The following is a 13,221-nucleotide window of genomic DNA, read 5'->3' as shown; positions in this document are numbered from 1 at the left end:
CGTCAGTTGCCCTGCTTCCACGCCGCTTCGATCGCCTTGGCGGCGTCCTGCGGGCTCATGCTGCCACCGGCGATCTCCGCGGTGACGTCGTTGACGACGCGACCGACCGAGGGGCCGAGGCTTTGGTCATAGAAGTTCTGGTGGTAGTTCGACTTCGCCAGATTGGCCGCGATCAGCTTCATGAAGGAGTTGTTGAGGCCAGCGTCGGCGCCCTGCACCACCGGGATAATGAAGTTGCCCGCCGCAAGCCGCGTCTGCACGTCCTTGGAGACGAAGTACTTTAAGAAATCGACTGCCTCCTTCGGCGAGCCCTTGGTGATCAGCCAGCCGGTGATGCCGCCGAGCGTATCGGTCGGCGCGCCCTTGCCGCCGGCCACGACCGGAAAATCGAACCAACAGATCTTGTCTTCGCTCAATCCGACCTTGTCGGCGGCGAGCGCGCGCTGCAAATGATAGACCGTGCTGATCGCGAGCGTCATCGCCGCCTTGCCGTCGCCGAAATAGCCGACGGCCTGAGGGTTCTTGAAGCCGAGAAAACCGTTCTGGAACGGCTGGAGATCAACGAGCTGCTTGAACAGCTCGCCGGATTTCTGGAAGGTCTCGGCAGCGAAGCCGCCGTTATCGCCGCGCAGCGCCGCGTCGAACGCCGCCTTGCCGCCTATGCGCACCGCAAGATGCGTCCAGTAGAAGTGCAGCGGCCATTTGTCGGCGCCGCCGACCACGATCGGCGTCACGCCCGCCGCTTTCAGCGTCTTCACCGCGGCGAGTAGATCGTCCCAGGTCTTGATCCCTGCAGGATCGACCTTCGCCTTGGCCATCAGCTCCTTGTTGCAGAGGAAGCCGACCTGCGACAGCGCGATCGGCAGGCCGTAGACGCGGCCGTTGCTGGTGAAGGCGGCGAGCGCCGCCGGCGTGAGGCTGTCGCTGTAACCCTTCACCTGATCGGTGATGTCGTCGAGGACGCCAGCCTCGATCTGCGTCTTCAGGACGCCGCCGGCCCAGCTGTAGATGATGTTCGGCCGGTCCTTGGATTGCAGGATGGTCGGCAGCTTGGCCTTGTAGGCCTCGTTTTCGAGGAACTGCATCTCGACCTTGACGCCCGGATGCGACGCCTCATAGACGCGCGCGACCTCCTCCCAGATCTTTACCTGGGCCGGGTTCGCCTCGATGTGCAACCATTTCACAGTCGTGTCGGCTGCAGCGACGTTGGCCCAAAGCAGGCATGCGACAGCGGCGAGTCCCAGCTTCCCGAGCAGTCTCATCACATCCTCCCAACCGGCTTCTATTTTTTGGCTGCAATCCTGCCTTCAATTTTTGAGGTACGCAACTAAAATTCTGATCTATGCACCTCACCCGGGGAGTAGCTAAGGTCTGCGGAAGAGTCGGGCGGCGCGTCGCACCGCCCGCACGCAAGTCGAGAGGTACTCATGGCCGCCGTTTACTCCGACCTCGCCGGCAAGGTCGTTCTCGTCACCGGTGGTGCATCGGGAATTGGCGCTGCGATCGTGCGGCGTTTTGCGCAGCAGAAGTCCAATGTCGTGTTCTTCGACATCAAGGCCGACGAGGGCCAACGCCTGGCGCGCGAGCTGTCGGATCAAGGCCTCGCCGCGCATTTCCAGCGCGTCGACCTGACCGATATCGCCGCGTTACGCGCCGGCGTCGCGGAGGCGCGCAACGCGCACGGCGCGATCAACATCCTCATCAACAATGCCGCGCATGACGAACGGCACAGCACCGAGGAGATGACGCCGGAGTCTTGGGACGACCGCATCGCGGTGAACCTGAAGCACCAGTTCTTTGCTGCGCAAGCCGCGTTGCCGGACATGAAGGCGGCGAATGCCGGCGTCATCATCAATTTCGGCTCGGTGTCGTGGATCGCCGGACAAGGCGGCATGGCCGCCTACACCGCCAGCAAATCAGGCGTGATCGGTCTCACACGCTCTCTCGCGCGCGATTACGGTCCCTACAATATCCGCGTGAACGCGATAGCGCCGGGCTGGATCATGACTGAGCGCCAGCTCGAGAAATGGATGACGCCGCAGGGGGAGGTCGAGCTGATGCAGCGGCAATGCCTGAAGCGCAAGCTCGTGCCCGACGAGGTCGCGAAGTTCACCGTCTTCCTCGCCTCCGACGAGGCTTCCGCCTGCACCGCTCAGCACTACATCGTCGATGGCGGCTGGGTGTGAGATGCTTTGAGGATGGTGGGCGCACCAGGGCTCGAACCTGCCTCCGGCACACCACAGCAACGTGGCTGATGCAGCGTGGCGTGCCCATCTGGGAGGCAGTCGGGTTCCTGAGTATGTCGCCAGAGGTCCTGCAGGACACTTACGGGCACCGCCGCCCTGACTATCTGCAAGGGGCAGCAACAGCTATCGGCCAAAAAGGGCCGGCACGTTTCGGTGGTTGACTCGGGATCGACCAACGATCAGAAGAAAAAACCTAATGATTTCTGGTCGGAGTGGCAGGATTCGAACGGCGACCCCTGCGTCCCGAACTAGAATCCCCGCCTATAATTTGTTGATTTTACTGGTATTTTTGCCCTTCGCTTGGGTACGCTTTTCTTCTTTTGTTCACGTTCATTCTGTACCCAATCTGTACCCCACGAGCGCTGCTCCTAGAGATAGAATGAGCCTCCTTCTACAATTTTAAAGACAACATACATGATCGCATTTTGCGGATCGGCAATCTGACCATCCTTGAAGATCCCATGCGCCTACGTGGTCGCCCTTATCATCCTTGCGGCTGGTACCATTCACGCGGCACGAGCGCGTAGGGTCCGCGCCATTCCTCGATCAGCCGCACGCCTGGTAGGCTACCCCAAACGTCCTCGCCTGCATGATCGAGAATAATGATCTGCAAGCGCCCCTTATGCGCGACGGCTTGCTGTCCTAGGAGGGCAAAAACCTTGCGCACCGCTTGGATGTCCTCTTCATCGCGAAATTGTGGGTCGATGTTCTGGTCGTCATCCCGGATGGCAGCACGCTTTGGGAAGTAGACTTGACTGGGCTGGTCGTAGACGAGGAGATAGGGCACGCAGTGATTGGTCTCCGATAGGAAGAACTCCTGCAGCGCGAGGGTCGTTGCAATATGATAAGCAAGCCAATTGGCGCCGCTACCGATCTCCCAAAGGAAGTCGCTGCGTGTTCCGCGAACGACCTTGATCGTCAGATCGTCGATCGCAAGCTGCACGGGCGCGTCCTTCCACTCAGCGTCGAGTTGAGGAACGAAGCGGTTGACCGCACTTTCGACACGCGCAGTGGCATTTCGCAGTTTCCGCTGAACGCCGGCCTCTGAGATGGTCCGCTGTAACTCGTCCGCGCGAGCCCGTAGTTTGGCAATTTCATCTCGCAGGGTGGACGACTGATCCGCACGGTCATAGAGCACGAGGGCCTGCTCCACGCGCCCGAGGAACCTCTCCGTCCGGTCGAAATGATCAGCCGCAACTTGCGCGGCCTCGGAGCGGCGTTCGAGGTTTGCAATCTCCGCCCGGGTCTCGTTGAGAGCATTAAGGGCTTCTTCTGTTGCCACTCGGACGCGATGCGTTTCTTTGTCGAGCGTGTCAGACAAGGTCGGCTGCGCCCGAAGCTTGACTTCGATTTCCTCCAGATTATCACACAGCAAAAGCAATTCGTCTCGGCCACCACGTCCCACGGCTACGAGACTCTCGGACGGAGTGGCCACCGTCAGTTCCTTAAGCCATTTGGCAAGAGCAAGCCTGTCACGCTGAATATGAATAGATGATCCAAATGCGTCTGCGCTTTCTCGGAGCCGACGCAATTCGTTCAGCCGCTGCCGATGTTCGGCGAGCGCCGCAGCTTGGGCGGTCTCCTGCGTCCTGAGGTCGTCAAGCCGTCCAAGGGTCGTATCAAGTCCGCGCAACGAAGGTCGAGCATTCGATCCCTTCGATTTTGCAATTTCACGGAGCAGGTCAAGAACATCAGACCATTCGGCGGGCAGTACGCGACTCGCGTCGAGAACTCCCAGCTCGATCGCTTGGCGGATCCATGCTTGCGCCTCGGCCTGCCAAGCCGTGTTCGCGGCTACAAGAGCGCGCAGTTCGCTTTCCTTCCGGCGCAGGGTGCGATTCACCTGGTCGAGCTCGAATCGCGCTTGCAGAACTTCGGCGGTTACCGCGTTCAAGACATAAGGAAAAATGGTCTTGAGCTTCTCCCGATGTTCGTTTGTGTCGGCCTTGAAAAACATCACGTCTGGATTTGCGACGATATTCTGAGGCTGAAAAGTGAAGGCCATCAGATCGCGGAAGCTGGGCCTCGACTTGAAACCGTCTTCCGACGATGGATCGAAGCCGAGGTTCGTCAGACCGGCCAGTCGGTTCAGCGAGGCCTTCACACTGTCGAGGTTATGGTTCTTCCCCTCGATGCGACGGGGTACATCGACGTTCGGCCCCTCGAGGAAATACATATCACCCGTGCTTTGCTGATCCCCGGGTGCTCGCCGGGCCAGAAGTTTCTGCCCCTCAATTGTATTGATGACGATGCCGAACCATGTGCAGTTTTCGCGAATAACGCCGACCGGCACTGTGCATTTTTCCGAGCCAAGGCAATAATCGATGATGGGGATGACGGCGGACTTACCCGTCTTTGAAGCGCCGCTAATGACGTTGACGACGCCGAGATCAAAATCGACGACCCGGGGTTCAGCATCCAGGCGAGGCCAAAGGATGAGTTTGCTCAATTGGAAATACATTAAAAGTCTACCATTAGCGTAGTGGCGATCTGGTGCAGCGAAAATTGTGAGCACCAATAGCCGAGCTTCTCGGGAGCGCGGGCGAGTGGCGTGATGCGGTCGGGTAATGTCGGGAGGCGAAACTGTTCATCCGCAGTGTTAGCGCGCACGGTCGCGTTGCTGGTGTTGATCGAGAGCAAGCGGTGCTCCGTGCCCATGGCGAGGGATTGCAAGCTTAGCCGGCGCAACAAGAGTGTACGATTATGTATTGCCATCAGATTTTCACGCTCTTCGGCCAGCTTAGCGGCGAATAACGCCAGTCCGGATGCACGCTGCGTTGATGAGATTTTGCTGAGCGTGTGCCGGTGCAATACAAGCGGCAGGACGAGGAAAAAAAGATGGAAGGGAGCCTGGCGCCCGTCGTTCGATTGGTAGCCTATACCGAAGCGCCAAAGAAGATACGCGCCAAGCGCGGGATTCTGAATAACTTCTAATTCTGAAAGCGGTCTCTTCATGACCCGTGTCGCCAAGTAAGGCCGCATAATCCGGGTGCCATCCGAGCCTCAATAGGTTGGCAAGGTCATTGAACGATCCATGCACAAAGTGACTTGGGACACTGCGGGCGTCGAGGGTCGCTTCGATCCTCGCGCACTGCCGATAGAGCAAGCGTCCGCGAACCTTGACATCTTTTTCGCCGTGAAGATCAGCTACCTCACCTGCAATCGACCCATGGCGTGCGATCAGGAAGTCATCCCAGTCAGAGAGATTCTCTTCGAAAATAAGACCGGCTTCTGCCCAAGTTGTTTTATCAGCGGAGGTGCGAAGATAATCGCTAACCGCTCTCACCATTTCTGGCGTTTCCACACCGATTAGTTCCAGTTGCTGGATGAAAACGGGACGCGACTCTATGAGAGCCTTCAGCTCGGCGGGTGCTGGAGCGGTGGTGAATGATGTCAAGAGCGCGGGAGTATTGGTCTTTTGAACAAACAGACGAAAATCATTCTTGAACTGATCACCGTCGAGGATTGGCTCACGCTTGTCGCGAATCCTCCGATCCGCTCGCTCCTTAGCTAAACCGATGCCATAAGCACAGATGTCGTCCCACAGAGCCGGATTTACCGTGGCTGCAATAAGAGCGCAAATTTCCGCGACTGGATCATCGGTATCCGAGATGAAGCTGAAATTCGAGACAATTGTCTGCTGGTGCTCCGGCGGAGCGTCCAGGAAATTATTGAGATACGTGTCGCACTCGCGCGACGCTTTCAGCCGCGCCGCCTTGCTTTTTATGTTGTCGAGGACAGCGGTAATCTCTTCGGTGGTGGTTGCCGAATGCAATGCGTGAACAAACTCTCCGGTCCTCTGTGGAGTGACATACAGAGTGAAGCGCGTCTTGTTCGCAGGAAGCCTGCCAGCCGCAAGTGCATCCGCCCAGTTGGAAAAGGTCTTCCAGAGTTCTATCGACCAGTCCGATACAGGATTTTTCCGGGTCGCGCTTTTCGTCTGCTCTACATCCACCGAGCCGTCGGGATGATGCACCGCAACGTCGTCAAGCAGCTCAAGCGACACTTGAGCGCCGGGTGGACAAAGCAAAAGATGCCTGCACATGCGTACAGGCTGCAGGCCAAACCCAAGATAAGGTCCTGGTGCGGAATGTTTGACCGGTTTCAGAGCGACATTCATAGCCCACCGCGCGGAACGATAGGTCTCGTCAGAAAATGCGTCGAGACCGACCGAAGCCGCTGTTTCCCCGACGAAATCCTAGGGACACAACCAGCGCGTTACAAGGCCCTACACTCGTCTAATACGTGCCGCACTTGAGCGAAGCGAAAGCAAACGGCTTGCTCGAATTCAAGCAAAGGTAGTCGCAGTAGCGCGCTCTGGGAAAATGCAAAGGCGGCTTGTTCGACATCCACGAGGTAGGTAGGAGCAGTACCTGAGCGCCCTGCGTGCAACACGCACTGCATGCCGCAGAGCCACGCACAAAGGGTGCGAAACACCCCAAATGCGGTGCGAAACACACCGTTCAGCTTTGATTTTTCTTAGTGGGAGTCCCGAGATTTGCTATTGCTGTACCCCAATCTGTACCCTGCGGTCAGATTGAACAAACAAGCAACAATAAAATCTAAAGTATTTCAACGCTTTAGAATGGTCGGAGTGGCAGGATTCGAACCTGCGACCCCTGCGTCCCGAACGCAGTGCTCTACCGGGCTGAGCCACACTCCGACAAGAAGGCGGCTTATAGCGTCGGGTTTGGCGCACCGCAAGCGGCGGATTTGAGGATTTTTGTCCCAGTGAAAACGGGTCTTGAGACGCTGATTCTACCGGCCGGCGAGGCCGCCTCGGAGGCCGCCGCCCGGACGCTTGCCGCAGGCGGGCTGGTCGCGTTTCCGACCGAGACGGTCTATGGGCTCGGGGCGGACGCCGCCAATGCGACCGCGATCGCCCATCTCTACGCCGCCAAGGGGCGGCCGGCCTTCAATCCGCTGATCGCGCATGTCGCCGACCTCACCGCGGCCCGGCGGATCGGCCGATTCGATGCCCGCGCCTTGAGGCTTGCGGAGGCGTTCTGGCCGGGGCCGCTGACGCTGGTGGTGCCGAAGACGGACGCCTGCCCGGTGGCCGATCTCGCCACCGCGGGCCTCGACACGGTCGCGATCCGCATCCCCGCCCACCCGGTCGCCGAGGCGATCTTGCACGCCTTCGGCGGCGCGGTGGTGGCGCCGTCTGCAAACATCTCCGGCCACGTCTCGCCGACGCTGGCCGCCCATGTCGAAAGCGACCTTTCGGGGCGCATCGACCTGATCGTCGACGGCGGGCCGGTCGAGGTCGGCGTCGAATCGACGATTCTCGGCTGCTTCGAGGCACCAATGCTGCTCCGGCCGGGCGGGCTTTCGCGTGAGCGGATCGAGGCCGTGCTGGGCGCGCCGCTTTCGCGGCCGCCCGCAGACGTCGAGAGTGACGATTCGCAGCCGCTCGCGCCCGGCATGCTGGCCTCGCACTACGCGCCGCGCGCAACGGTGCGGCTCGATGCGCGTGAGGTGGCATCGGACGAAGCCCTGTTGGCATTCGGCCCCGCGCACCTGCCCGGCCTGGAGGCCGCGGCAGCCGTCATGAATCTGTCACCCACGGCTGATCTCGATGAAGCCGCCGCGAACTTGTTCGGCTATCTTCGTCTCCTCGATGCCAAGACCCCGCGGGCGATCGCGGTGATGCCGATTCCCGAGGAAGGTTTGGGCGAAGCCATCAATGACCGGCTGCGCCGCGCGGCCGTGGCGCGCTAGGAAGCGGAATGAAAGAAGACGAGATGAATATCAATAAACCTGCCACCCCTCCGCTTGCGCCCGAGCTCATTGAAAAGTTTCGCAAGATCGTCGGCGACAGGCACGCGATCACCGATGCGGCCGACATCGAGGCCTACGTCACCGAGGAGCGCAATTTGTTCCACGGCCGCTCGCCGCTGGTGTTGCGTCCGGGCTCAACCGCTGAAGTCTCCGCGATCTGCAAGCTCGCCTCCGAGCACAGGATCGCGCTGGTGCCGCAGGGCGGCAACACCGGCCTCGTCGGCGGCCAGACCCCGCACAATGGCGAGGTCGTGGTGTCGCTGCGCCGTCTCGACAAGATCCGCGAGGTTGATACGGCCTCAAACACCATGACCTGCGAGGCCGGCGTGGTGCTGCAGATCGCGCAGCAGAAGGCGGCAGAGGTCGACCGGCTGTTTCCATTGTCGCTGGGCGCGGAAGGAAGCTGCACCATCGGCGGCAATCTCTCGACCAATGCCGGCGGCACGGCCGCGCTCGCCTACGGCGTCGCGCGCGAGATGGCGTTGGGGCTCGAGGTGGTGCTGGCGGACGGGCGCGTGCTCAACGTGCTGTCGAAGCTGAAGAAGGACAACACCGGCTACAATTTGCATAACCTCTTCATCGGCGCGGAGGGCACGCTCGGCATCATCACGGCCGCGACGCTCAAGCTGTTTCCGAAGCCGCGGGCGATCGAGACCGCGTTCGTCGGGCTGAAGTCGCCGGATGCGGCGCTGAAGCTGCTCACGATCGCGCAGGGCGAAGCTGCGAATGCGCTCACGAGCTTCGAGCTACTCTCGGAGATGGCGGTCGACTTCTCGATCCGCCACGGCATCGACGTGCGCGATCCGCTCGAGCAGAAGCACCCCTGGTACGTGCTGATGGAGTTGTCCTCGCCGGGCGACGACGCCCGCGCGCCGCTCGAATCAATCCTCGGCCGCGCCATGGAGGAGGAGATCGTCGACGACGCCGTGATCGCGGCCAATCTCACCCAGCGCGCCGCCTTCTGGAAGCTGCGCGACGAGATGTCGGCGGCGCAGAAGCCGGAGGGCGGCTCGATCAAGCACGACATCTCCGTGCCGGTCGCCGCCGTGCCCGCCTTCATCGCGGAAGCCGATGCCGCCGTGGTGAAGCTGATCCCGGGCGCGCGGCCGGTGCCTTTCGGTCATCTCGGTGACGGTAATCTGCACTACAACGTCAGCCAGCCCGTCGGCGCCGACAGTGCGGACTTCCTCGCGCGCTGGCACGAGATGAACGCCGTGGTGTTCGAGATCGTGCTGCGCATGGGTGGCTCGATCTCGGCCGAGCACGGCATCGGCGTGCTCAAGCGCGATGAATTGCCTGACGTGAAGGACAAGACCGCGATCGAGCTGATGCGCGCGATCAAGGCGATGCTTGACCCCCTTGGAATTATGAACCCCGGTAAAGTGCTGTGAACGCCCCTCTCTCCCCTGCCCCGCTCGCGATCGCCCCGATCAACGATACCGATGTCGAAACGGTCGTCACGTTGTGGCAGCGTTGCGGCCTCACCCGGCCGTGGAACGATCCGCATTCCGACATTGCGCTGGCCCGGCGCCGCGACAATTCCACGATCCTGATCGGCCGCAACAGTGGTGCGATCGTCGCGACCGCCATGGTCGGCCATGACGGCCATCGCGGCTGGGTCTACTATGTCGCCGTCGATCCCGACTGCCGCAAGCGCGGCTATGGCCGCGTCATCATGGCGGCGGTGGAGGATTGGTTGCGCCAGGCCGGCATCGCAAAACTCCAGCTCCTGGTCCGCCGTGAGAATGCACAGGCAAACGCGTTCTACCTGTCGCTGGGGTTCGCGGAATCCACCTCGGTGATGTTCGCGAAGTGGCTCGACGGCCGGGATCCGACTCCCTAGCTCTTACCTGGAAGACAGCGATGACCCTTTCCGATCGCGTCCGCATCAAGGATGTCCGCGTGCTCTCGGACAATTGGACTGTCCTGAAAAACACGACGCTCGAATACCGGCGCGCCAATGGCGAGTGGCAGACGCAGCACCGGGAAACCTATGAACGCGACAATTGCGCGACCGTGCTGCCTTACAATCTCGGCCAGCGCACGGTGATCCTGGTGCGGCAGTTCCGTCTGCCGGCGTACATCCGCGGCTACGATGATCTTCTGATCGAAGCCGCCGCCGGCGTCCTGGACAATGCATCCCCGGAAGCGCGCATCCGCGCCGAGGCCGAGGAGGAAACCGGCTATCGCCTCCATCACGTGCAAAAGATATTCGAGGCGTTCATGAGCCCCGGCGCGTTGACCGAAAAGGCGTATTTCTTCATCGCCGAGTATGAGCCCGAGATGCGGGTCAGCGACGGCGGCGGCCTTGCTCATGAAGGTGAAGACATCGAGGTGCTGGAACTCTCGATCGACGAGGCGCTCGCGATGATCGCGGACGGACGGATCGTGGATGCCAAGACCATCATGCTGCTACAATATGCGGCGCTGCATCTATTTCGGTAGGCGACGCGAGCTCATCTTCACCTGAGGGAGCGCGCCTGCTTCGTGGCAAGCATTGCTCCATGCAATTCAGACCTGCGCCGCCCGGCCCCCCGTTGAGCAATCCGCCGACTATCTCTAGTCTGGCGTCAACAGGAACCAGAGGAGACGCGCCCCATGTCCGCTCCGCGCGACGACGAATTCGGCTTTGCGCCCGACTACGACTCTCCCGTCCCCTATATGCAGCGCACGCGCGACTACTACACGGCGATCGGCTACACCACGCCCTATCGCTGGGCGCATTACGTCGAGGCGCCGTTCCAGCCGCTGAAGAGGCCGCTGGCGCAGTCGCGGGTGACGATCATCACCACGGCCGCTCCTTTCGATCCCACCAAGGGCGACCAGGGGCCGGGCGCAGCCTATAACGGCAGCGCGAAATTCTATCAGGTCTATGACGGTGACACCTCCAAGCAGCACGACCTGCGCATCTCGCACATCGGCTACGATCGCAAACACACCTCGGCCACCGATAGCGGCACCTGGTTTCCGCTGCCGCAGCTCCTGAAGGCGTCCGCCGCCGGTCGCATCGGCGAAGTGAGCCAGCGCTTCTTCGGCGCACCGACCAACCGCAGTCATCGCGTCACCCTCGACACCGATGCGCCGGAAATACTGGCGCGCTGCCTAGCCGACAAGGTCGACGTCGCCGTGCTGGTGCCGAACTGCCCAGTCTGCCACCAGACCACGGCGCTGGTGGCGCGGCACCTGGAGCGGAATGGCATTCCGACCGTGATCATGGGCTGCGCCAGGGACATCGTCGAGCACGCCGCCGTGCCGCGCTTTTTGTTCAGTGACTTCCCGCTCGGCAATTCCGCCGGCAAGCCGCACGACGTCGCCTCGCAGGCACAGACGCTCGAGCTGGCGCTCAGGCTGCTGGAAACTGCAAGCGGCCCGCAGACCACCATGCAGTCGCCGCTGCGTTGGAGCGAGGACGCCTCCTGGAAGCTCGACTACAACAACGTCGCGCAGCTTTCGCCCGAAGAGCTCGCGCGGCGGCGCGCCGAGTTCGACAAGCAGAAGGAGATCGCGCGCGGCAACCGGGCGGCCTGACGTCCTCCGACAACAACAATCAAGAGGGAGGGAGACGTGACGCGACCGTTCGAGGGCGTGAAGATCCTGGATTTCACGCAAGTGCTGGCCGGCCCCTATGCAAGCTACCACCTTGCGCTGCTGGGGGCCGACGTCATCAAGGTCGAGCGGCGCGAGGGCGAGGACATGCGCCGCACACCACTCTCCCGGGAATGGGCCGAGCGCGGGCTGGCGCCGGCATTCCAGGCCATCAACGGCAACAAGCGCAGCCTGACGCTCGATCTGCAAAAGCCCGACGCCATCGCCATCGTGAAGAAGCTCGCGGCCGAGGTCGACGTCGTCATGGAGAATTTTCGGCCGGGCGTGATGGACAAGCTCGGCATCGGCTATGAGGCGCTCTCCGCGATCAATCCGAAACTGATCTACTGTGCGGTGTCAGGCTTCGGCCAGACCGGTCCGGACCGCCTGCGGCCCGGCTATGACGGCAAGATGCAGGCGCTGTCAGGGATGATGGCAATCACCGGTCATCCCGAGACCGGGCCGACGCGCGCGGGCTTTGCCGTGTGCGACGTGCTGTCTGGCGCAACGGCCGCGTTCGCGGTGTCCAGCGCGCTGTACCAGCGCGACCGCACCGGCAGGGGACAGCTCGTCGACGTCTCCATGCTGGAAGCGACGCTGGCATTTCTCTCCGGCCAGATCGCCGACTGGTCGGTCGCCGGCCATCGTCAGCAGCTCTCGGGCAACCAGTCGGTCAGCCGCAGGACCACAGCAAACCTGTTCAAGTGCGGCGACGGCTACATCCTGCTCGCCGTCAACAACGAGAAGCAGTATCGCGCGCTGATGAGCGCGCTCGGCCGCGAGGACACGCTTTCTGATCCGCGCTTTGCCGACTGGTTCGCGCGCAACGAGAACGAGGGCGCGCTGCGCGCCATCATCGAACAGGCGCTCGCGGCCAGGCCCGCGCGCGAATGGGAGACGATTTTGGAAGACGCCGGCGCGCCCTGCGCCAGCATCTGGAAGATCGAGGAGGTCATCGACCATCCGCAGATCGTGGCACGCGGCGCCCTTCAGGAGCTCGACACCCCCTACGGCCGCCTGCGCTTCGCCGGCAGCGGCTTTCGGCTCGCGCATGGCGGCGGCAAGCTCGACCGCATGGCGCCGGAGCTCGGGGCAGATACGGACGCGGTGCTGGGTGAGTTGGGGTTCGATGCGGCGGAGATCGCGGCGCTGAGGGCGCGGGAGATTGTTTGAGGACGTAGCCACAAACTCTCCTCGTCGTCCCGGGGCGCGCGAAGCGCGAGCCCGGGACCCAACCACGGGGTTGAGTTTGGCGAAGACAGGTAACCACCATCTCGCGCCACAACTACTCCCTGGGGTTGATGGTGTGGACGGCCCCCTACGGCATCAGTGTGCCAGAATGAGGTTGTTGCAAATCTCAGACAAGGGAGCCGTCCGTGAGCCAGATTATCCGCATTGGGATGGATACGTCGAAGTATATTTTTCAATTGCATGGGGTTGATGCATCGGAATCGGTCGTGCTTCGCAAGCGGCTGAGCCGCAAGGCGATGCGGGCGTTCTTTGCCAAGCTGCCGCCGACGGTGGTGGCGATCGAGGCCTGCGGGGCTGCCCACCACCTGGCGCGAGAGCTTGGCAAGCTGGGGCACACGGCCAAGCTGATCGCGCCGCA

General features: G+C 61.7%; 10 protein-coding genes, 1 tRNA gene and 2 pseudogenes. 8 read left to right on the top strand and 5 right to left on the bottom strand.

The features are described from left to right. Positions 1–2: 2 nt before the first annotated feature. Complete coding sequence (locus AYJ54_RS33415) at positions 3–1,262, bottom strand: extracellular solute-binding protein (RefSeq protein WP_063705862.1); 1,260 nt, start codon at positions 1,260–1,262, stop codon at positions 3–5. A gap of 165 nt (positions 1,263–1,427) precedes the next feature. Here AYJ54_RS33415 and AYJ54_RS33410 point away from each other — a divergent pair, with 165 nt between their 5' ends. Continuing rightward, positions 1,428–2,186, top strand: a complete 759-nt coding sequence (locus AYJ54_RS33410) for an SDR family NAD(P)-dependent oxidoreductase (RefSeq protein ID WP_063705860.1) — start codon at positions 1,428–1,430, stop codon at positions 2,184–2,186. A 544-nt stretch (positions 2,187–2,730) separates the two neighbouring features. Here AYJ54_RS33410 and AYJ54_RS33405 read toward each other — a convergent pair. The 4 genes and pseudogenes from AYJ54_RS33405 to AYJ54_RS33390 form a co-directional block, all read right to left on the bottom strand. Beyond that, a complete protein-coding gene (locus tag AYJ54_RS33405) occupies positions 2,731–4,707 on the bottom strand; it encodes a DUF3732 domain-containing protein (protein ID WP_063705858.1) in 1,977 nt (658 codons plus the stop codon). Further along, positions 4,707–5,201, bottom strand: a complete 495-nt coding sequence (locus tag AYJ54_RS52980; RefSeq protein ID WP_136624096.1) for a three component ABC system middle component — start codon at positions 5,199–5,201, stop codon at positions 4,707–4,709. Before AYJ54_RS52980 ends, AYJ54_RS33405 begins: the two co-directional genes overlap by 1 nt. Positions 5,202–5,229: 28 nt before the next feature. Next, positions 5,230–6,291 (bottom strand): annotated as a pseudogene (locus tag AYJ54_RS53785) (ABC-three component system protein); the annotation flags it as partial. A 541-nt stretch (positions 6,292–6,832) separates the two neighbouring features. Then, positions 6,833–6,909: transfer RNA gene (locus tag AYJ54_RS33390), tRNA-Pro, on the bottom strand. Between the two features lie 68 nt (positions 6,910–6,977). Between AYJ54_RS33390 and AYJ54_RS33385 the strand changes: the two genes are divergently transcribed. From AYJ54_RS33385 to AYJ54_RS33355, 7 genes and pseudogenes are all read left to right on the top strand, one after another. Beyond that, positions 6,978–7,967: an L-threonylcarbamoyladenylate synthase gene (locus AYJ54_RS33385; RefSeq protein ID WP_063705854.1), complete on the top strand. Its 990-nt coding sequence runs from the start codon at positions 6,978–6,980 to the stop codon at positions 7,965–7,967. Between the two features lie 23 nt (positions 7,968–7,990). Continuing rightward, positions 7,991–9,418 carry an FAD-binding oxidoreductase gene (locus AYJ54_RS33380; RefSeq protein WP_063705853.1) on the top strand — a complete coding sequence of 476 codons (1,428 nt, stop codon included), beginning with the start codon at positions 7,991–7,993 and terminating at the stop codon, positions 9,416–9,418. Further along, positions 9,415–9,870, top strand: coding sequence for a GNAT family acetyltransferase (locus tag AYJ54_RS33375; protein WP_063705851.1), 456 nt, complete (start codon positions 9,415–9,417; stop codon positions 9,868–9,870). Before AYJ54_RS33380 ends, AYJ54_RS33375 begins: the two co-directional genes overlap by 4 nt. 20 nt (positions 9,871–9,890) lie before the next feature. After that, positions 9,891–10,472, top strand: coding sequence for an NUDIX hydrolase (locus tag AYJ54_RS33370; protein ID WP_063705849.1), 582 nt, complete (start codon positions 9,891–9,893; stop codon positions 10,470–10,472). Positions 10,473–10,625: 153 nt separating this feature from the next. After that, complete coding sequence (locus AYJ54_RS33365; protein ID WP_063705847.1) at positions 10,626–11,555, top strand: glycine reductase; 930 nt, start codon at positions 10,626–10,628, stop codon at positions 11,553–11,555. A gap of 36 nt (positions 11,556–11,591) precedes the next feature. Further along, on the top strand, positions 11,592–12,785 hold the full coding sequence (locus tag AYJ54_RS33360) for a CaiB/BaiF CoA transferase family protein (protein WP_063705846.1): 1,194 nt from the start codon (positions 11,592–11,594) through the stop codon (positions 12,783–12,785). Positions 12,786–12,988: 203 nt separating this feature from the next. Then, a pseudogene (locus AYJ54_RS33355) lies at positions 12,989–13,221 on the top strand (IS110 family transposase); the annotation flags it as partial.

The organism is Bradyrhizobium centrolobii, assembly GCF_001641635.1.
GTDB classification, from domain to species: domain Bacteria; phylum Pseudomonadota; class Alphaproteobacteria; order Rhizobiales; family Xanthobacteraceae; genus Bradyrhizobium; species Bradyrhizobium centrolobii.
Note: the sequence above shows the minus strand (reverse complement) of the source record. Positions and strands in the feature narration are given on the sequence as shown.